At 38.5% G+C, this 20,609-nt stretch carries 23 protein-coding genes and 1 riboswitch; of the genes, 9 read left to right on the plus strand and 14 right to left on the minus strand.

The window, feature by feature from the left end:
- Positions 1-131 precede the first annotated feature (131 nt).
- The 3 genes from IO68_RS26840 to IO68_RS26850 all read left to right on the plus strand — a co-directional run bounded on the left by IO68_RS26840 (position 132) and on the right by IO68_RS26850 (position 2,484).
- Positions 132-773, plus strand: a complete 642-nt coding sequence (locus IO68_RS26840) for a TetR/AcrR family transcriptional regulator (RefSeq protein WP_023013567.1) — start codon at positions 132-134, stop codon at positions 771-773.
- Positions 774-886: 113 nt separating this feature from the next.
- A complete protein-coding gene (gene argF, locus IO68_RS26845) occupies positions 887-1,807 on the plus strand; it encodes an ornithine carbamoyltransferase (RefSeq protein WP_023013568.1) in 921 nt (306 codons plus the stop codon).
- Between the two features lie 152 nt (positions 1,808-1,959).
- Positions 1,960-2,484: a protein tyrosine phosphatase family protein gene (locus IO68_RS26850; protein ID WP_023013569.1), complete on the plus strand. Its 525-nt coding sequence runs from the start codon at positions 1,960-1,962 to the stop codon at positions 2,482-2,484.
- Here the strand turns inward: IO68_RS26850 and ispF are convergent.
- Positions 2,472-2,963, minus strand: coding sequence for a 2-C-methyl-D-erythritol 2,4-cyclodiphosphate synthase (gene ispF / locus IO68_RS26855; RefSeq protein ID WP_023013570.1), 492 nt, complete (start codon positions 2,961-2,963; stop codon positions 2,472-2,474). The genes IO68_RS26850 and ispF overlap by 13 nt on opposite strands.
- A gap of 98 nt (positions 2,964-3,061) precedes the next feature.
- Between ispF and IO68_RS26860 the strand changes: the two genes are divergently transcribed.
- Complete coding sequence (locus IO68_RS26860; RefSeq protein WP_004879317.1) at positions 3,062-3,709, plus strand: hypothetical protein; 648 nt, start codon at positions 3,062-3,064, stop codon at positions 3,707-3,709.
- A gap of 48 nt (positions 3,710-3,757) precedes the next feature.
- On the opposite strand, the gene IO68_RS26865 is transcribed toward IO68_RS26860, so the two are convergent.
- From IO68_RS26865 to IO68_RS26880, 4 genes are all read right to left on the minus strand, one after another.
- Complete coding sequence (locus IO68_RS26865; RefSeq protein WP_023013571.1) at positions 3,758-5,002, minus strand: D-amino acid dehydrogenase; 1,245 nt, start codon at positions 5,000-5,002, stop codon at positions 3,758-3,760.
- Positions 5,003-5,186: 184 nt separating this feature from the next.
- Positions 5,187-5,276, minus strand: a riboswitch (glycine riboswitch).
- A 135-nt stretch (positions 5,277-5,411) separates the two neighbouring features.
- A complete protein-coding gene (locus IO68_RS26870) occupies positions 5,412-5,903 on the minus strand; it encodes a hypothetical protein (RefSeq protein ID WP_031234823.1) in 492 nt (163 codons plus the stop codon).
- A gap of 112 nt (positions 5,904-6,015) precedes the next feature.
- Positions 6,016-7,410, minus strand: a complete 1,395-nt coding sequence (gene fumC / locus IO68_RS26875; RefSeq protein ID WP_023013573.1) for a class II fumarate hydratase — start codon at positions 7,408-7,410, stop codon at positions 6,016-6,018.
- Positions 7,411-7,563: 153 nt separating this feature from the next.
- Positions 7,564-8,571 carry an SDR family NAD(P)-dependent oxidoreductase gene (locus tag IO68_RS26880; protein ID WP_023013574.1) on the minus strand — a complete coding sequence of 336 codons (1,008 nt, stop codon included), beginning with the start codon at positions 8,569-8,571 and terminating at the stop codon, positions 7,564-7,566.
- 66 nt (positions 8,572-8,637) lie between these two features.
- Here IO68_RS26880 and tusD point away from each other — a divergent pair, with 66 nt between their 5' ends.
- Genes tusD through IO68_RS26900 form a run of 4 tightly spaced genes read left to right on the plus strand, consistent with a single transcriptional unit; the run spans position 8,638 to position 10,045 of the window.
- The gene (gene tusD, locus IO68_RS26885; protein ID WP_007482254.1) at positions 8,638-9,006 is read left to right on the plus strand and encodes a sulfurtransferase complex subunit TusD; all 369 of its coding nucleotides are present in this window, start codon (positions 8,638-8,640) and stop codon (positions 9,004-9,006) included.
- Between the two features lie 43 nt (positions 9,007-9,049).
- Complete coding sequence (locus IO68_RS26890) at positions 9,050-9,400, plus strand: hypothetical protein (RefSeq protein ID WP_004879310.1); 351 nt, start codon at positions 9,050-9,052, stop codon at positions 9,398-9,400.
- 8 nt (positions 9,401-9,408) lie between these two features.
- The gene (locus IO68_RS26895; RefSeq protein WP_023013575.1) at positions 9,409-9,693 is read left to right on the plus strand and encodes a hypothetical protein; all 285 of its coding nucleotides are present in this window, start codon (positions 9,409-9,411) and stop codon (positions 9,691-9,693) included.
- A gap of 40 nt (positions 9,694-9,733) precedes the next feature.
- The gene (locus IO68_RS26900) at positions 9,734-10,045 is read left to right on the plus strand and encodes a TusE/DsrC/DsvC family sulfur relay protein (protein WP_023013576.1); all 312 of its coding nucleotides are present in this window, start codon (positions 9,734-9,736) and stop codon (positions 10,043-10,045) included.
- 9 nt (positions 10,046-10,054) lie between these two features.
- Here the strand turns inward: IO68_RS26900 and IO68_RS26905 are convergent, their stop codons facing one another.
- Complete coding sequence (locus IO68_RS26905; RefSeq protein WP_023013577.1) at positions 10,055-10,918, minus strand: DMT family transporter; 864 nt, start codon at positions 10,916-10,918, stop codon at positions 10,055-10,057.
- A gap of 120 nt (positions 10,919-11,038) precedes the next feature.
- Between IO68_RS26905 and IO68_RS26910 the strand changes: the two genes are divergently transcribed.
- Complete coding sequence (locus tag IO68_RS26910) at positions 11,039-12,439, plus strand: PLP-dependent aminotransferase family protein (RefSeq protein ID WP_023013578.1); 1,401 nt, start codon at positions 11,039-11,041, stop codon at positions 12,437-12,439.
- Between the two features lies 1 nt (position 12,440).
- On the opposite strand, the gene IO68_RS26915 is transcribed toward IO68_RS26910, so the two are convergent.
- The 8 genes from IO68_RS26915 to IO68_RS26950 form a co-directional block, all read right to left on the minus strand.
- Positions 12,441-12,923, minus strand: a complete 483-nt coding sequence (locus tag IO68_RS26915) for a winged helix-turn-helix transcriptional regulator (RefSeq protein WP_004879302.1) — start codon at positions 12,921-12,923, stop codon at positions 12,441-12,443.
- A gap of 178 nt (positions 12,924-13,101) precedes the next feature.
- Positions 13,102-14,331, minus strand: coding sequence for a molybdopterin molybdotransferase MoeA (locus IO68_RS26920; RefSeq protein WP_023013579.1), 1,230 nt, complete (start codon positions 14,329-14,331; stop codon positions 13,102-13,104).
- Positions 14,331-15,254: a bifunctional molybdenum cofactor biosynthesis protein MoaC/MoaB gene (gene moaCB, locus IO68_RS26925; RefSeq protein WP_023013580.1), complete on the minus strand. Its 924-nt coding sequence runs from the start codon at positions 15,252-15,254 to the stop codon at positions 14,331-14,333. The genes IO68_RS26920 and moaCB overlap by 1 nt, the downstream gene beginning before the upstream one ends.
- Before the next feature lie 16 nt (positions 15,255-15,270).
- Positions 15,271-15,801 carry a molybdenum cofactor biosynthesis protein MoaE gene (locus tag IO68_RS26930; protein WP_023013581.1) on the minus strand — a complete coding sequence of 177 codons (531 nt, stop codon included), beginning with the start codon at positions 15,799-15,801 and terminating at the stop codon, positions 15,271-15,273.
- 3 nt (positions 15,802-15,804) lie between these two features.
- Positions 15,805-16,056 (minus strand): MoaD/ThiS family protein, encoded by a 252-nt coding sequence (locus tag IO68_RS26935; protein WP_007482271.1) that lies wholly within the window; start codon positions 16,054-16,056, stop codon positions 15,805-15,807.
- A gap of 25 nt (positions 16,057-16,081) precedes the next feature.
- Positions 16,082-17,101, minus strand: a complete 1,020-nt coding sequence (gene moaA / locus IO68_RS26940; protein WP_413540714.1) for a GTP 3',8-cyclase MoaA — start codon at positions 17,099-17,101, stop codon at positions 16,082-16,084.
- 269 nt (positions 17,102-17,370) lie between these two features.
- Positions 17,371-19,647 (minus strand): molybdopterin-dependent oxidoreductase, encoded by a 2,277-nt coding sequence (locus tag IO68_RS26945; RefSeq protein WP_023013583.1) that lies wholly within the window; start codon positions 19,645-19,647, stop codon positions 17,371-17,373.
- 18 nt (positions 19,648-19,665) lie between these two features.
- On the minus strand, positions 19,666-20,541 hold the full coding sequence (locus IO68_RS26950; protein WP_023013584.1) for a MaoC/PaaZ C-terminal domain-containing protein: 876 nt from the start codon (positions 20,539-20,541) through the stop codon (positions 19,666-19,668).
- Positions 20,542-20,609: the final 68 nt, after the last annotated feature.

Genomic DNA, 20,609 nt, shown 5'->3' on the forward strand with positions numbered 1-20,609 from the left:
CTTTTTTTGTCGTGTACAAAGTCGCTTTTTATATTATTGAGATGTTTTGAAACATACGAAAACTCGATAGCCATACAAGACATATGGTTTTTGCTATACTAAGGTCACTCCCAACATCTCAAGCGTAAATAATGACTGAACTTTGTTATCCAAGCTGTGCCAAACCTCAAACTCGTCGTGGTGAAGAACGTCGTCTTGCACTTTTGCTTTGTGCAACTGATTTGTTTTTAGAACGAGGTTATGACGCTGTGTCTTTGGATGATATTGTTAATCATGCTGGCGGCTCTAAAGCATCGATTTATAAATATTTTGGCAATAAAGAAGGTCTTTTTACTGCGATTTGTGAATATCGTCGTGAACTTTTCTTTGCTGGCGTATGCTTTCCATTTGATCCTGAAAGAATCAATTTAAGAAACTATTTAACTCAAACATTACAACGTTTCTACCAACACATCATACTACCTGACAATATCGCTTTTATGCGCATGTTCACCGAACAATCGCAGAAGGACATACAACTCGCTCAGTATTTCTATGACAAATGTGCCTTAAATATCCAAGACACGATTGCTTTTGCTCTCGAATACGCCCACTCAAAGAATGAAATCTATTGCTTGCAACCTAAATTCTCCGCAATGATGTATTTTGGTATTTTGAGAGATGTAGAATGGCGCAACTTAATGGGGTTAGATGTCCCTGAAAATAATGCTGAAATATTTGATTATATTAATTATTCTGTCGATTTATTTTTAAAAGCCCACCAAAAGGTCTAATTCTTTTGCATTTTTTTGGGTGTATAGTATAGTAGTCAATTCATTTTTTGTTCACCACCCATTAAATAACAATTAATTATTGTTTTTATTCAATAATTATTGTGGGAGTAATTATGGCGCTTCGGCATTTCCTAACTTTACGTGACCTATCCTCTTTAGAACTGCAACGCATTTTAGATCGTGCTCACGAGCTCAAACGCATGCAGCATAGCAATACGGTATTTCAGCCTTTTGTTGGCAAAGTTTTGGGAATGATTTTCGAAAAATCGAGTACACGTACTCGTATTTCATTTGAAGCTGGTATCTGCCAATTTGGTGGTAGCGCTATTTTCTTATCTCCTCGCGATACCCAACTTGGCCGTGGCGAACCGATCGAAGATTCAGCACGTGTTATTTCAAGCATGCTTGATATTGTGATGATCCGAACTTTTGGTCATGACATCGTAGAGCGTTTTGCTTCTTATTCTAAAGTACCTGTGATTAATGGTCTGACCGATGACCATCATCCATGCCAACTTTTAGCTGACCTACAAACTTATCAAGAGCATCGTGGTAGTATTGAAGGCAAAACAGTTGCTTGGATTGGTGATGGCAATAATATGTGTAATTCATATATTGAAGCTGCACATATGATGGGCTTTAAACTGAAAATTGCTGCACCTGAAGGCTATGAACCAAAACCTGAGTTTTTAGCTGAATTTGCTGATTGTGTTGAAGTGTTCAACAAAGCTGAAGATGCCGCTGTAAATGCCGATTTAATCGTTACTGATGTATGGGCAAGCATGGGACAAGAAGAAGAGCAAAAATTACGTGAGAAAGCTTTTGCTGATTTCCAAGTGAACGAAAAGCTCATGGACTTAGCTCATCCAGACTGTTTATTCATGCACTGCTTACCTGCACACCGCGGTGAAGAGATTTCAGAAAATATGTTAGATCACAAAAATGCAGTAGTTTGGGATGAAGCTGAAAACCGCCTTCATGCACAAAAAGCACTGGTGGAATTTTTGCTCAATGAAAATCTAAAAAAAGACTGATTTGTGCATTAAAAAACAGCATCTTCTGATGCTGTTTTTATTTATAAAATCTAAATTGAACACTTAAATAAAAAGACTTATAGTAGCAACAGCTTTTACAATAAATTTCTCATAATATGAGAACTGCAACCCACTATGGTACAGCGGACGTTATGACTTCACTTGAACAAGCACTTTCTCAAATACCAAGCTTTTCTTTAGTTCACGAGCATCTATTTACCTCAGCTCAACCCAGCGCTGAGCAGCTTCAACAGATTAAAGAATATGGTTGCAGCACAATTATTAACCTTGCAACCAGCAAGTCTGAAAACCATTTATCCAAACAGGATCAAATTTGTTTAGATTTAGGTCTAAATTACATTTACATTCCGATTGATTGGGATGTACCATGTTCTGAGCAATGTTTATTGGTCTTAGATTTAATTGATCATCTTGTACAAAATGAAATCGTTTGGTTGCATTGCGCCAAAAATATGCGTGTGAGCAGCCTAATGTATTTATATCGCCAATTTTATATGAATTTGGATATGCCAGCCGCACAAGAGCTATTGCATCAGATTTGGGAACCAAATGAAACTTGGACGGGTTTAATTCATAGCATTACTTTACAACTGCAAGGCCGTAAAGCAACACAAGAATTACAACAATCTCTAATCAACAGTAATCATTTCGCTTGATGTGAAACCAATACTGTCGCGGTTGCCAATATCCCTTCTTGGCGACCTGTAAAACCCAACTTCTCAGTTGTTGTGGCCTTAATGCTAATTTGAGTAATATCAACATCAAGTACATCAGCAATACTTTGGCGCATTTCTAAATTATGTTTTGCGAGTTTTGGACGCTCACATGCAACTGTGATATCTGCATTATTTAAATGATAACCACGATCCAAAATCAACTGATAAACATGTTTGAGTAAAACACGGCTATCAGCACCTTTAAATTCAGGGTCTGTATCAGGAAAATGTTGCCCAATATCTCCCAACGCTAAAGCTCCCAACAATGCATCACATAGCGCATGTAATACGACATCACCATCTGAATGTGCCTTTAGGCCATGCGTATGTGGGATTTTTATACCTGCCAAAGTAACAAAATTACCTTCTTCAAACGCATGTACATCAATCCCTTGACCAATACGAATATGAGCAACCATATGATTTTCCTTTTACAATATACTGAACTAATCTTGTATTCAGGCTTTCTATTTCGCTATAGTACATTGAGCAAATTAGACTGAAAGTATAAGTGATTATGCTGTTTAACACTGTAAGAAATCAATTAAAGAAATCTGGTTACATCCTGACATTGAGTTGTTTTTGCTCAACATTTGCGTTTGCAGCTTCGATCGAATGTTCAAATCACAATATTGAACTAGGTAAAATATGCTCTAAAAAATATGAAGAGCAGCGCACACAGTTAAATACCAAGTTTCTAACCGCTTATTTAGTGACAGATGCTCCTTTACAACTATTGCATGACACACAAACCCTTTGGCTAAACCAAATAAGGCAGTGCAAAACCAAGTCATGTTTTCAACAGCAATTTGATGCACGTATTGATGATTTGAATTTTTTCACATCAATGAACCAAACATTGACACAGCATTATTTAAAATATGAACATGGCAAAATTGCAAAACAACCTGTGCATTTAAAAGTTCATCAATTAGATAAAGACAAATTAAAAATTGAAGGTTTGGCTTATCGCAACCCGAATAATCGAATCGAAACTCAGACTATTTCACTTTTGTCATACAGCACGCCAAGTGAAAAAAATGAAATTATCGACAATGAAAAAAAATGCCAGTATCAATTTGACTATCAAAAAGCATTGTTGGTTGTGAAAACAAAACAAAAAGGTTGTGAACGTTTTACAGGTATTTACCGTCCATACGATTAAGCTTTTATAGAAAAATAAAGCCGATGTTTTCACATCGGCTTTTTAGTTTTAGCGAGGGAATTTTTGAGCAATCTCTTGGCTAATGATTACTGCTGTTGCAGCAGATAATGTCCAACCAAGATGACCGTGACCTGTATTATAGAAAACTCTCGATTGTTTACCCTGCTTAACAACTGGCAGCATATTCGGCATCATTGGACGTAAGCCTGCCCAAGGAACTGAATGCTCTGTTGAAATATCAAAATTTTGATTTACCCAATTAATCAAAGGCTGGATTCGGTCTGCGCGTATATCACGGTTATAACCATTGAATTCTGCCGTTCCTGCAACACGGAAACGATCAGCGCCAAGACGAGACGTTACGATCTTTGCACTTTCATCCAATAAACTCACCCAAGGTGCATTTTGTACACTGCGTTCATCTTTCAATTGGACTGTAATTGAGTAGCCTTTTACAGGGTAAACATTGACACTATCACCAAGTAAGTCAGCAAGCTGATAACTGCCTACGCCACCACAAACTAAAATAACATCTGCCTCAATTTGAGTCAGTTGATTAGTATCTGGATCAACATTTTCCGAACTGTTTTTACAATCAACAACTACTTTGTCTTGTAGAAACTTCACATCAACAACATCTAAACCAAAACGATATTTGACCCCATATTGTTGCGTTTTTTCAGCAAGTCCAACAGAGTATTTATGAATATCGCCCGTAGCATCACCTGCCGTATAGTAACCACCATAATAATTACCTGTTAGATTAGGCTCAATCGCTTTCATTTCTTCAGGCGTAATCGCATTTCGCTCTAGTTTCCCTTCAACTAAAACATCATTTACTCTTTTAGCGATTTCAAAATCTTCTTTGGTATGGTACATGTGCAAAATGCCACGTTTTTCCAAATCAAAGGAAATATTTTCTTTCTCAGCAATTTCAAAAAGACGTTGTCTAGCCAACAGGGCTAAACGGACTGTTTCGATTGTATTAGCTTTATAATCTTTAATATGAGTCAGGAACTCAACCAACCAACGGTATTTGTGCACACTAAACGATGGGTTGAGCAATAATGGTGCATCTTTTTTACTCATCCACTTAATACCTTTCAGTACCGTAGATTTCTGGTTCCAAACTTCAGCATTACATGCTGATAATTGACCACCATTTGCAAAAGAAGTTTCCATTGCAGGGAACAAATGGCGATCAATAACGGTCACCTCATATCCCAATTTAATTAATTCATAAGCAGACGTTACACCTGTAATCCCCGCACCAACTATCACAACATGAGGCATAGCAAACTCCTAGAAATGCATAACATTTCTTAATGCATAGCCCCATCTGTCATGGTACCTGAGAGTTTCGGCAAATGATTACCAATTAATCATCGAGCCATCCCCTTCGGTGAGTGTTACACGTAGAAGACCTTAGTTTATGAATAAATTCCTACGTGTAGCGCACTACTCTCCAGATTGTATTTCTATTATTACAGTCCTTCTGCCTGAGAGTTTCCGGGGTCGTTGCTCCTTCGGCGAGTTCTTTGCAGAACCTCTCTCCCGCAATAATATTTATATCCATATAAGCAATATATATGCCGTCTCAACATTCCAACACTAAAATCTTGTAATTGTTTTTAGGTCAAGACTTGCTCTATCTTATCAGTGAAATAATAAAAAAGCAGGTTAAATAACCTGCTTTTTCAAATTAAAATTTACATTGTAAAATTTGATCTGATAGTTGACTTTTCCAAAGATCACGTAATGTTGGTAAATAGAATTTTTCACCAATCATAACTAGTTCCGCATCAATAAGCGCATGAATCTCATGCATCAAGATATAATCCAAAGCAATCAATGATAATTGCTGATGCTTTTGAGAAATTTGCTTACGTTTGAATTGTGCTTTTTTAACCAAGTCATTCGCAAAGTTCTTATCTTTATAAGCTGTAATTGCGCTCAAACGAAGCTCGATAATCCCCCAACCTTCTAATAGTTTTTTAAATGTTTCAAAGTCTTTTGACTTTGCTTCCCACGTCACATTCTCCAAGTTATTGTCCTCTGGTAAAACAGGTAACAATAAATCCGCAGTACTTGGGAAAATTTTCTTTAAATTCAACAGAAACTTAACAGGATTTTCGTTTGGAAGATCAGCAAACTGGATGTTAGTTTTAGTATCTGTTAAATAGATATTCAGCATAATGAAGCAACAATCAGATAAATCAAAAGCATATTGTACGCAGTTCACTTTATAAAAACTACTCATAAAAAATCCCTCTTTAAAAGAAGGATTGTTTGTTCGGTGCTAAGGCTTACTTGCTATTTGGAGATACCATATTTTCAGGTTTGACCACCTCATCAAATTGCTCTGCTGTCACTAGTCCAAGTTCAACAGCAACTTGTTTTAATGTCTTATTTTCCTTATAAGCTGTTTTAGCAACTTTGGCCGAGTTTTCATAACCAATTACTGGGTTCAGTGCAGTCACCAACATCAATGAGTTATGTAAAAAGTGATCAATTTTCTCTCTGTTCGGCTCAATGCCCACCGCACAGTGATCATTAAAGCTATTGCACGCGTCACCAAGCAACTGAATGGATTGTAATAAGTTATATGCAATGACAGGCATGAAAACATTAAGTTCAAAATTACCTGATGCACCTGCAACGTTAATCGTTGTGTCATTACCTAAGACTTGAGCAACAACCATTGTCATTGCTTCGCTCTGAGTAGGATTGACCTTACCAGGCATAATACTCGATCCAGGTTCATTCTCAGGAATACGAATTTCTCCAAAGCCACAACGAGGGCCGCTCGCCAACCAACGAATATCGTTGGCAATTTTATTTAAACTCGCAGCCAGTGTTTTCAACGCACCTGAAGCAAAGACAGCGGCATCACGCCCCGCTAATGCCTCAAATTTATTAGGCGCAGTGACAAATGGTAAACCCGTAAGCAGTGCCAGTTGCTCTGCTGCTTTCACTGCATAATCAGGATGCGCATTTAACCCCGTACCTACAGCTGTACCACCCAAAGGCAACTCATATAAACCAGCCAATGCTTGATTTAAACGCTTCAATCCATGCTCTAACTGAGATACGTAGCCGCTAAACTCTTGACCTAGGGTCAAAGGCGTCGCATCTTGTAAATGTGTGCGACCAATTTTAACAATGTCGTCAAACTCTTCAGATTTCCGCTGTAAAGTTTCTTTCAGTTTCTCAACAGCAGGAATGAGTAACTCATTGATTTGCAAACTAGCAGCAACATGGATTGCCGTTGGGAAGGAATCATTTGTTGATTGCGCCCGATTGACGTGATCATTAGGATGTACTGGTTTTTGAGCACCTAATGCTTGACCTAGTTTTTGATTCGCAATATTTGCAATCACTTCATTGCAATTCATATTGCTCTGCGTACCGGAACCTGTTTGCCACACGACCAATGGAAATTGTGAATCCCATTGCCCAGCAATCACTTCTTCAGCGGCACCCACAATATATTGACTTAGATCTTCAGGAAGTTGTTTCAGATCAGCATTAGTAATCGCAGCAGCTTTTTTTACCAAACCCATTGCGCGAATCATTGCGCGCGGTAAACGCTCTTGCCCTATTTTGAAGTTTTGTAAGCTTCGCTGAGTTTGAGCGCCCCACAAAGCTTCATTAGGGACTTCAACTTCACCCATTGTGTCATGTTCAATACGCATTTGCATAAACAACCTCTGCTCTATTTGGTTGAAAATATTTTGGGCTGAAGCAAATAGATGCTTTGGCTAATCAATATCCATTAAAAATTTATTGGAATATTTAACGGATAGTTATTATCCTAATTAAACCACGCATTAATGTAAATAAGAATCATTATCCTAATTACCTTTTAATGTATTCAAATAAAAACGCCACTCATCTTCAATCATCTGACTTAAAGGCCTTTTTGGCGACCAATTTAAAATGCGTTCGGCTTTTTCAATTTTTGCACCCAGCTGAGCCAGTTCCTGATGTTGATAAACTGCAGGTTGCACGCGTACTTCAGTTTGGGTTACTTTTGAAACTTCGTCCAAAAGCACCTGTATTGAAGTCATTTGATCATGCGCAATATTAAAGTTTTCCAAACAACCTTGCTGTGTTGTAAACCAATTCAATGTTGCTAATACAGCATCACAAACATCGAGGACGTGTAAAAAACTCCGCTCAACGGTACCATCATCCGTCTCTGCTTGATTTTGTAATTCAATAGAATCACGTTGCATTGCTGCAACTTGTAAAGCCAAAGGCACAATATTCTTAGGAAGTTGAGTAACATATTCACCCAATACTCCGTGCTCAAATGCGCCGACGATATTGGACAAACGAAGGTTCACAATCTTCCATTCATGGTCAACTCTATATGTATCCGCGATAATATTTTCTACCATTTGTTGCGTACGAACATATGGATTTGGATAGTTATAATTAAATTCAGTTGCTTCAGTCAGTTCAGCATCAGATTTTCCATAAACTGCCAAACTAGACAGATTAACGAGTTGCCTAACTCCCATTCGCTGCATTGCGCGAAGTAAACTCATAATACTGCTGACATTGTCATTGTAGTACTCAAGAGGTTTTAAGTTGGATTCCTCCAGTGATTTAAAACTCGCTGTGTGAATCACGGTATCAATTGAATATTGTTCAAAAACTTTATTTAAAGCAGGCGTATTTCTTACATCAAGCTTCGCAAATGGAATATACATTCCAGAAATATATTCTAGACGCTCCAAGGTCTGCAAAGTCGAATTGGCTAAGTTATCAACAATGACGATCTCTTGACCGCGGGCCAATAGACTCAAAGCAATATGTGAACCGATAAAGCCTAAACCACCTGTCACCAAAATCATTGTATACTTACCTTCTTTTTAATATATCCATCATCGTTTTGTCTTCGCGACCATAGTGAATGTTCAATGAGTACACTACTGTTAATTACCTCAGCACCTACTTCGATTATGGCTTGGCATGCATTTGGTTTAGCGCAAGCACTGCAAAATAAGCATGAGGAATTTCGTGTCTTCTTTTACCAAGACGGTGTTCATGTTGCGAATGATTTACAGTGGTATCCTGATGATCAACGCAACTTAAAACAAGAATGGCAAAAGCTTGGCATTCGACTCCCTGTCTGTGTCAGTGCTGCCCTTGCACGGGGTATCACTGATGCCAGCAATGCACAACGTCATTCACTTCAACACCACAACCTAGCTCAAAGTTTTGAGTTAGTTGGACTTGGAGAGCTTGCTGATGCTGTGCAAAGCTGTTCTCGTTTAATTCAATTTTAATTCAAGTTTTTTAATAGAGTGTTGCTTTAAAAAGGTAAATTGTGTGAAATCTGTACTCGTCATCCTAACGCAGCCCAATTTAACTAGTTTGCAGATCAATGAAAGTTTGTCTGCAACTATGGTTTTAGCAACCTTTGGTATTTCTGTCAAAGTATTATTGAAAGATGCTGCACTAAGTTTATTGGACAATAAATTAGAGTTCGATCAATTGAAATTCGCGTTTAAAATCGCTGCCAATATGGTCGAAAGTTTTGAATTTTACGACCTGACGCCAATATTGGTTGAAACTAAAAATCAAGCGCTACCAATCGTAAAAAATACTGATCAGGAAATTGAATTTATCAACATTCAACCTGAGTTTATTCAATCATTTGACCATGTTTTATATTGGTAAGGTCATTTATGCAAAAGCACACTCTTTTTCTTGTTCAAGCACCCTATGCTAATTTAGATAAAATCTGGACTGAGTTACCTCTGATGGCTCAAGCCAATGATTCTATTGTTGTAATGGGTGAAGCATTACTTCACATTCCTGAGAATATTTTGGCTGCTTTTCCTCCTATCTACTGTTTAAGTAACGAACAAAACCTACTCAATGACTCAGTAAAAGATCGAATGAGCATCATCGAATATTCGCAATTTGCAGATTTAGTTTTACAATTTGAGCGTTCTATTTCTTTGAAATAAAGAAATATGAATTTAATTTAAAATTTACTTAGGCTATTTTATGCAATTAGAATTGGATCAAGATGGTCATTTGGTGGATTACACCATTTGGAATCAAGAAGTTGCACAAGAACTCGCTAAATCTTTGGATTTGGAATTAACAGAATGGCACTTTGAGGTGCTTAATGCTGTTCGTCAATTCTATCAGCAGTATGGTCATTCGCCAGCAACTCGTCCGTTGATCAAGTTTTTAATGAAAACTGTGAGTCCTGAAATCAACAATGCTGAGCTGCAACAAAGATTCAATACAGGTTTAGTCGCTCGTCATTTAAGTCGACTTGCTGGTGTGCCTAAACCTGCAAATTGCTTATAAATATCATGTTCAAGCAAATTTCTTTGCACAAGCAACACAAATAATGACTGCAACGGTTACCATAAACATTGCAACACTCACTTGCTCGTGTAAGAGGACAGCTGCTATTGCAAGCACAAAAATCGGTTGAAGCAACTGCAATTGACCAACCTTTGCAATGCCGCCTTGTGCCAAGCCTTTGTACCAAAAAAAGAAACCAATCAACATACTAAAAATCGAAACATAAGCTAACCCCAATTTTGCCTGTACAGGAATCAACTGAAAATTTGTAGGTAAATACAAATACGAGAGCAATAACATGATCGGAAGTGTTATTAACAATGCCCAACAAATCACTTGCCAGCCACCTAAATGCTTTGACAACTTCCCACCTTCTGCATAACCAAAACCACAAAGTAAAATCGCCACCAACATAAAAAAATCACCAGAGTTAAATGACCAACTTTGCGTTTGAAACAACATAAAAGCAAAAACAAGAGAAGCACCGAAAATAGCAAATAACCAAAAGATTACACTTGGTCTTTCTCCACTACGTATGACACCAAAGATAGCCGTAGCCAATGGCAACAAACCAATAAAAACGATGGTGTGCGCTGCACTCACATACTGTAAAGCAAGTGCGGTAAAGAGTGGAAATCCGACAACAACACCTATCGAAACATATAAGAGAGAAAGCCAGTCTTGTCTTTCGGGTAATTTTTGTCGAGAAAGTATGAGGAGAAATAATGCTAAAACACCAGCTATAGCCGCCCTCGCTGCAGTTAAAAAAGTCGGGCTCATATCCATCACGGCAACTCGAGTAGCTGGCAAAGACCCTGCAAATATCACGACACCAACAAGCCCATTCAACCAACCATCACGCATCGCTTTCATATGTATTCTCCAAACCTATATGGAGAATTTAAACTGTGATAAGGTAACTGCACCATACACAATACAGTACAATATTAAATAACTGTATTGGTATCAAAACCAATACAGTTGAGATCATTCATGAAAAATACAAAAATAGATTTTGTGGTATCGCATATAAACGAACAAATTAAGACGCGGTCATTAACAACAGGCTCACGGCTTCCTTCAGTGCGTGCTTTAGCCAAAACACTGAATCTATCTATCTCAACAATCGTTGAAGCATATGAAAGACTGGCTGCTAAAGGCCTAATTGAGTCTAAAACAGGCTCAGGTTTTTTTGTCTCAGCACCTTTAGCTCCTTTATCTATCTCAGAGATCCATCCTAAAATAATCGACAGAACGATTGATCCACTTTGGATTTCTAGACAATCTTTAGAAGCACAACAAAATGTTTTAAAGCCGGGCTGTGGTTGGCTACCAGATGACTGGATGCCACACGAAAATATACGCAAAGCCATCAGAACGGTTTCAAAAACCCATGCCAATATCCTGACAGATTACTCAACACCGCTTGGTTTAAAGTCACTTAGAGAATTAATTTCCCGTAGAATCTTGAACAAAGGTATTGAAGCATTACCTGATCAAATCTTACTGACGGATTCAGGTACACAAGCGATTGATTTAATTTGTCGTTATTTTCTTAAACCAAATGATGTGGTTTTAGTCGATGATCCTTGTTATTTCAATTTCCATGCTTTACTCAAAGTTCATCAAATTCAGATCATTGGTATCCGATATACTCAAACTGGGCCAGATTTAGATGCATTTGCAGAAGCAATCCAGACCCATAATCCTCGGCTCTACATTACGAATTCAGGTATACACAACCCAACAGGTGCTGTATTAACACCAACAACCGCTTATCAAGTTTTAAAATTGGTTGAGAACTCCAATCTCATCGTAATTGAAGATGATATTTTTGCTGATCTTGAATTAAATCCAGCCCCTCGCCTTGCCGCCTTAGATGGTCTTTCTCGTGTAATACAAATCGGTAGTTTCTCAAAAACATTATCTGGTTCTGTACGGACTGGCTATATCGCGAGCAAATCAGAATGGATTGATGATTTGACCGATATTAAAATTGCGACAAGTTTTGGAGGTAATCATCTATCCGCTGAAATTCTGTATATTGCACTTACAGATGGAAGTTATCGCAAATATTTAGAGGAATTAAAAATACGGCTTGCAAAAGCGATGGATTTTACAATCAAAAATTTAGAAAAATTAGGAATTCAGCCTTGGCTTAAACCTCAAGCAGGCATCTTCTTATGGTGTGAATTAGATAAGCATTTAGACAGTTCTCGTATCGCACTAAAATGTCTTGAACAAGGTGTTATTTTAGCACCCGGAAATGCATTTAGTCAGAGTCAGCAATATCAAAACTTTATCCGATTTAATGTTGCACAATGCCAAAATTCAAAAGTTTTTGAAGTCCTATCTCATGCTATAAAACATGAAATAGAACAATATCCATTATGAATTAAGCTGTTTTTTGCTTTTGTTCAACAAAGGCAAAATATCCTGGACCAGCGGCTACGCGTACATCTTGGACATGAATAGGATCATTACATTCAGAGCAAACTACTTTAGGATTAATTTTTTTACCACAACTTTTATGAGTAAATTCAAGCGGCTTCCCCATTCCTAGATCCATCCATTTATCCGCCCATTGCACCATCGCAAGGATGATTGGATATAAATCCAAACCTTTTTCAGTAAGTTGGTATTCAAAACGTTCTTGGCGTTGTACATAAGGAACTTTGACTAAAATTTCATGTTCTACTAAACGCTTCAAACGCTCAGAGAGAACATGCCGCGTCAATCCTAAGCTACGTTGGAAATCATCAAAACGGCGTACACCCATAAAAGCATTCCGCAGAATTAACATTGTCCAACGATCGCCCAAAACTGAAAGTGTTCTCGCGACAGAACACGGCTGATCACCAATTTCTTCCCATTTCATTATTATCACCTGATTATTTTTAAAGTTTTAAAAAGACATCTTCCATGTCTTGAACCGTAATGTTTAGAATCTAAACAATATAAAATATACACTAAACCACCTTTGCTATCAGATGCAATATTGGCACTTGGCTAAAAGTACCAAAAATGTATCGATTCGATAACTTGATGGAAATCAATCAGCTGATAATAAACAATCCAGATAATTCGCGACCTGCTTCTAGCTTTTCATTTGCTGGAATTCGCACTAAACAGTTTGCCTGCATCAAATTACTGAGCATATGTGATTGCTGCTTCGCCAAACTTTTCAGTTTTAATTGGCCTTGTTCAAAATAAGCATACATTCTTAAAAAGCGTTCACGTGCATCCGACTTGAGATCATGGGTTAAAATACCATTAAACCATTGGATGTCTTGTCGTTGATTTTGCAACGCATCAAGTAAAACTTTGCCGTAAACCTGCATAGAAACGTAAACCGCAGCAGGATTCCCTGGTAAACCTAATAAGTAGCAGTGGTGTAGATTGTACTTATATTCAGCAAAAAACAGTGGCTTCCCCGGTTTCTGTTTTACTTTCCAAAAAATTTGCTCAAACCCTGTTTCAAACGCACATGGACGTACAAAGTCGTAATCACCGACTGAAACACCACCTGTGGTAATAATCACATCAAATTGCTGTTTTAAACGTTCAAAACACTGAGTCACCAGTGAGGCTTCATCAGCAATATGTAAGATCTCAACCTCTAGCCCATAGTCTTTAAACCATGCTTTTAAAAGTGGACCATTGGCATCAAAGACTTTACCTGCTTTGAGATCATCTGCTGTTTCAGCGACTTCATCACCCGTGATCACCACAGCGACTTTAGGGATTTTAAATACATTGAGTTGTTGAACACCTGCCATGCTTAAAGCAGCTAATCTACCAATATTGATTTTCTGGCTGGCTTCGGCAAGCGTTTGTCCCAGTTGGACTTCTTCACCAGTAAAACGAATATCTGCTTGTGGCTTAATGTGTTCAGCTAAACGAATTTTTTGATCCGACTCAATCGCAACAATCTCTTGTCGGGCAACATGCGTCGTCCCCTCTGGTACTTTACCACCCGTAAAAATACGAATCGCCTGCCCATCTAAAAGTTGATGTTCAGCATCACTCCCTGCTTTAATTTCGCCAATCACATGAAATACACTGTCTTGAAGCTGCTCAGCAGTCGTATGTAAAGCATAACCATCGACAGCACTTTGTGAAAAACTTGGCAAATCAACAGGCGAGAAAACATCTTGAGCTAAGTAACGATTGAGGCATTCCCCTAAAGGTAATGTCTCTGTCCTTAATGTTTGAGGTGTTGATCGCATCAACGTAAGTGCTTCATCAATACTTATGAGACCTTTCTCAGCACCACATCCCGACATTATTCATATCCTCCTGGATGCGGTAGATCACGACAAACATCAAAGATATGTACCAAGGCAGGCAAAATGGCAGCCATTGATTCACTTGCACCACCACGACTTCCCGGTAAAGTCACAATCAATGAACGATCAATAAATCCTGCAACACCACGTGACATGGCAGCATATGGCGTCCGTTTTTGTCCAAATGCACGCGCGGCTTCCATCAAACCATCCAATTTACGTTCGAGTAATGGTTCTAATGTATCTACAGTAATATCGCGTTTACCAATCCCTGTACCACCAACAGTCATTACGCAAGCATAGGATTTTGTTAACTCTAAAACTAAATCTTTTAATTGGTCAGATTCATCAGGCAAAATTTGATAATGAATTGGATCAAAACCCGCCTCAGTCAAGGTTTCAACCACAGATTTGCCAGCTGTATCAGGTTTACGTCCCGCAGCAACGGTATCAGATAACACAATGACTGCCGCAGAAACAGGTTGACGTAGCGTCCGTTTAAAATGTGATTTTCCGCCCTTTTTCTTCAGCAATTTACATTGATCTAGGCATAACTCATCAGGTTCACAATGCGGTTTTAACATATCGTAAATCGTTAAACCTGCAAGACTCGCCGCTGTCAGTGCTTCCATCTCAACGCCTGTTGGCCCAATCGTTTCAACAGTGGCTAAAATCACGACATGATCATCTTGCAACGTATAATCAATATCCGCACGGTAAATCGGTAACGGATGACAAAGCGGAATCAGTTCATCTGTTCTCTTTGCCGCCAAAATACCTGCAATACGTGCTGTTTTAAGTGCATCACCTTTTTCGGTATTTCCATCGCGAAGTAACTGAATACAATGTGGTGGGGCATATAAAATTGCTTGTGCTTCTGCAACACGATAACTTTCGGGTTTCATCCCTACATTTTTCATTTTTACTTCCTAAGACTTAATCGTGTGTATGTGCACAATGTTCATGGTGATGATGTGCATGTTTTGCACTTTTTTCTTCTTTAGCTAACGAAAAACTTGTTTGCTCAGTTGCATCTTTCCGAATACAGCAACCTTCAACATATTGGCTCGTTCCATCCATAAAAAATTCTTCTTTCCAAATCGGAACTTCATGCTTGACACGTTCAACGGCCTCTTCACAGGCTTGAAACGCTTCACTGCGATGTGCAGCATATGCAATTGCAATAATCGCTGTTTCACTTACATCTAAATAACCAATACGATGAATCACGCGGACATAAGAGACTTCTGAATATTTAGCTTTTACGTCCTGTTCGATTTCACGAATCATTTTCTCAGCAACAGGCGTATAAGAGGTATATTTCAATGCCTTAACGGCTTTACCTTCATGGTGATTGCGTACTGTGCCAATAAAAACATTGACACCACCACATTCAGGAAAATCTTGAATCGGATCAAAACTATCCAAGCTTAAAGCCTGATCTTGGACTCTGGCGAACTCACGCATTTTTCATCCTCCAGCTACGGGTGATAATAAAACAAGGGTACATGATGTCGGCAATGAAACTTGTCTTGTCACAATATCTTCGCCAATTGCACATGCACATTTTTCCATAGCATGTGCTGCATCAGGATATAATCCAACGATATGTGTTAAAACATCTTGAACCTGTTGATCTGCTGCAAACTCAAATGCAAGTGCCTTTGGTAACAAGCGCTCAATCGCGCCAAAAGCTTCAATTTTGATTTCAATGGTTTGCATATTTTCCTTAGACCACCTTTTTTAACTAACCGCCCAGCATGTGCATACTGATTTTACGTACTTGTTGATTCTGTATTGCATGATAACCTTTTGCCTTACGCCAAATATAAGGCTTAATCTGCTGATCAAGTTGTTGAAACATTTTTTCTTTGATCGCTCGTTGTAGATAAGGTTTGATATTTAAACCTTGTTGAGCAAAGAGACAGTTATACAATTCACCTTGAGCCGTTAATCGAATCCGATCGCAGTCACCGCAAAATGAGTGAGTAATCGTTGAGATAATACCTATCGTATATTGATCATCTAAACGGTATTGACGCGCTGGCTCATGCTGTTGTTGCAAAACATGAATGTCATAATGAGGTTGTAACTGCGCCAAAATATCGGCTTCACTCACCACAGCTTGATCAGTCCAATGCTGATCGCCATCTAAAGGCATAAATTCAATAAAACGCAGTGGAATGTTCTGTTGTTTCGCCCAATTGACCATCGGCAAAATCTGATCTTCATTTTGTCCTTTGATGAGCACACAATTAATTTTAAATGGCAACCCCACACTTTGCGCCGCTTGAATACCACTTAACACGGGTGCTAAATCTTTTTTCGTAAGTTGTTTAAATTGATCAGCATCCAGACTATCCAAACTAATGTTTAAATCATCCAAACCTGCTTGTTTCAATTGTTCTGCGTATTTCGCCAGATAATGACCATTGGTCGTGATCGAGATTCGCTTTAAGCCAATTGCTCTTAGGCTTTGTAAATCACGAATAAAATGAACCACACCTTTACGCATCAAAGGTTCACCACCTGTAATACGGATATTTTCAATGCCTTGCTTAACCATATATTGGCAAAAGACCAACAAAGCCTCAAAACTCAATAAATCTTGTTTTTTCATCCATTCTGGATGCTCAGGCATACAATAAACGCATTTGAAATTGCATCGATCAGTTACGGAAATCCGTAACTTACGCTTAATACGACCATACTGATCTTGCAAGATCGGTAACATCGTTTCAGGGCTCTTATGCTTCATCATATGCACTCATTTTGGGAACACTTTTCTTCGTCTAAGCACAAGTAGCGTGCATTCTTGTTCTTTGCCCAAACTTAGAAGTTTTAATATAGCAATAATTATTCCAGTATTAAAAGCCAGTTAAGTGCTCTGTAGTTTATTCGTTCAAATAGACAACTCTTTCAATCTACTCATGAAAATACACAATGTCTTGAGTATTTTTGTTGTATTGACATTGCACCACTTTAGATCATAAAAATGAAAATTAGGAATAATGTGGTGCAAAATAGTCAACTCACTTAAGCATCTAACCGTTCTAATCGAACAGGTACATATTTATGATATGGTGTCTTCGACAATGGATCACAATGTTCTGTCGAGGTTAACCGATTCAGTTGTGGCCCAATTGGTTCACCATCACGGTAACGAATTCCATAACCATGAGGCAATGACACCACACCTTGACGCATTCCTTCATCTAACTCAACGACGACTTGAATGTTTCCATGTTCAGATACGCATTGCAATGCGTGACCCGTTTCCACACCAAAATCAGCAGCATCTTGAGGATTCATTCTCAAACGCCCTTCCGCATCCACTTTGCGCCAAGCAGGATCACGATAAATTTGATTGGCATTATAACTACGGCGTTCGCCTGCCAATAAAATAAATGGGAAACTATCACTCAGTTTTGCAGCTTGCTGTTTTAACTGAGCCAGCTCAATCAACATCTCAGGAATAGCCAAACGGATTTTTTTATCTTTGTACGCAATCAAGTTCCAAACGTCATCGTATTCATGTTGAGATAACACAATCCCTGAACGTTGTTTCAAAATTGCTTGAAATAGTTTCACACCTAGATTCAAACGATTACCTTGATAGCCGGCTTGTTTCACAGCCTTATAGTGCTGAGCAGCGTATTGCATACATAAAGGTAATAACAAAGCAGTTGATGCAGCATCGTCAGGCAATGTTTTACCTAAGGTTCGATAAACAATTGAAGCGGCAAAAGGAATCTGTTTCTTATTTTTTGCAAAGCTAGCTGCCAAAGCAGTGAAATAAGCAAGAAAAGCTGTTTTTGCCGAATCTTTTTCAGCAATTTTGCTTAAAATTAGAAATTGTTTAGGAATGACCTTCATTGCTTCTAGTAACCGTGTATAAATCTCTGCTTCAGGTAAGGTATTCCCTTGTGGTTTGAATAAAGGATGACGTAAATGGAAACCATTTTTAGGAAATTCTAAGTTAAATCCCGTGAACTCCCATTTCTCAAACTGGCTATGCGCAGGCAAAATATAATGCGCTAAACGTGCTGTTTCAGTCATTGCGACATCCACAACCACCAACAAATCTAAAGACTGAAATGCCTGCTCATATGCTGCCGTATCCGCATAAGTGAGTAATGGGTTGCAACTATCGACAAACACCGCACGAACACGCTGATCACCCGCTTTTAAAATTTCATCTGGCAAAATGTTCGGTGGAAAAAATCCAGAGATTGGGAACATTTTATGATAAACCGTACGGCGATATTTAGGATTTCGCTCATCGGTATTGGTGAGAATTGGGACAAACATGGTATGTAAATTATTAGTGCCTTGTTTGCCAAAATTCCCAGTCAATAAATACAAAAGCTTTTCTAAATAGCCATTTAAAGTCGTATTTAAGGTGTGTTGAATCCCTAAATCAATCCGCACACAGCCACTTTTGGCTTTGGCAAAATCACGCACGATTTGATAAATCAGTTCCACGGAAACATCTGCTTTTTGAATATATTGTTCGACTGGAACTGCAAGAAAAGCTTTCTTTACTTCTTCAAAGCCATGCGTATGTTGTTGAATAAATGCTTGATCATATAACTCTTCACGCAACATGATCGCAATCATGGCAGACATTAAATAAGAATCTGTTCCAGGCTTTAATTGAACGTGAATATCTGCCTGTTTTGCAGTTTCGGTGACACGCGGATCAAACACCACCATGGTACGATTTGGATCTTTCTTAATATGTTTTAGCGTATCTCGTGCATTAGGAATGCCATGTGCTTGAAACGGATTTGTCCCGATAAAGAGCACATAATCTGCATACTCTACATCTTCAGTGGTATGACATTCTTGACTACCAAACAAACGACCATTGACCCAAAAATCACCTGTTTTCTCTTGCGCCAAAGAGTTATACGCATAAAAACTTTTCATGGCATATAGCAATTGACGACCATACGCTGCACCTAAGTGATTACCCTGACCACCGCCACCCACCGATGCAAATGCTGTTCCGCCATAAGTATTTCGTATATGGACAAGCTGATCCGCAATTTCTTGAATCGCTTGTTCCCATGAAACTTCTATAAATGAACCATCTGCCTGTCGTTTTAGTGGTGAGGTTAAGCGATCAGCATGTTGTTGATAATGCTGTAATCTCGCGGCTTTCTGACAAATATAACCTTGGGAAAAATGATGTTGCTCATCCCCCTTAATTTTTTTGAATTGATTATTTTCAATTTCGACACTTAAACCACAATTACGTGAACATAGAATACATGCTGTCACATCTTGTCTTACAGCTAAGTTTGTCATTTTTATTTCCCCAATTTTTTATTGAAATTGTCCCATTAAACAAATCTGGCCTTCAGAACCAACAACTCGAACAAAACATTGATCTTGCTCCATACTGATCTCAACTTGATTATGCCTAGACGGCAATTTCACAGGTTTTAAAAATCGGATATCGATTTGTTTTGTAGACTCAGGCAGAAACTCAAAACCACGAGCAAATACGCCAAAACCATGCAAAACTTTCTGACCAAAACTCGATAGTTTTGCAAGTGGTCCAACCCAGTGTATTGGATTGAAATCACCCGTTAATAGCGCAAATTTAAAGCCATCATCAGCTGTTGCTGACCATTGCCCTAAAGTTTGCCAATTTTTTTGATCTACCTTTTCAGTACGTTTCATCTTTTTGAAATTTGGCAAAATAAATGCCATATGCAATACGGCTTCAATCAACTCTGGTTCGATGACTGTCCCTGTTTTGATCTGCACCGAAACTCTAGCGAGACCATTGCGTTCGTCAACCTGTGAAATTTTGGCTTGAACCATGAGCTTTTCATTTCGAGGAAGCTCACCATGTATCGTCAAACTTACCCCTTGATTGATCACTTGGCTCAATGGATAACTGGTTTGCAATAATAATCGTGTCGCAAACGATAATCCCCATTGTGAAACCATATGCGCGGGGATTGAGTTGTTATATTTATTAGGTGATGCACCACTCCATTGAATATAGTGCTCAATCAATTTAGTACTTGGTGGATCAATAATTTCCGTAATCGGAGCTAAAGCTTGCCAATTCACTGTGGCTACTTTCTTTTTAGCAATACTTCGCAACCCGATCTTACCCAATCCTACTAGCGTTGCTTGATGTTCAAACAGAAATTGCAGAGGTATCTGCTGATAACGTAAGGCGACCATTTGGCGCTCCTGTTGATTTTATTTTTCTAGCATTCTTATTTTGATCAATCTTAATATAGACATGAACA

It is taken from the genome of Acinetobacter sp. COS3 (assembly GCF_000475335.1).
GTDB classification, from domain to species: Bacteria; Pseudomonadota; Gammaproteobacteria; order Pseudomonadales; family Moraxellaceae; genus Acinetobacter; species Acinetobacter venetianus.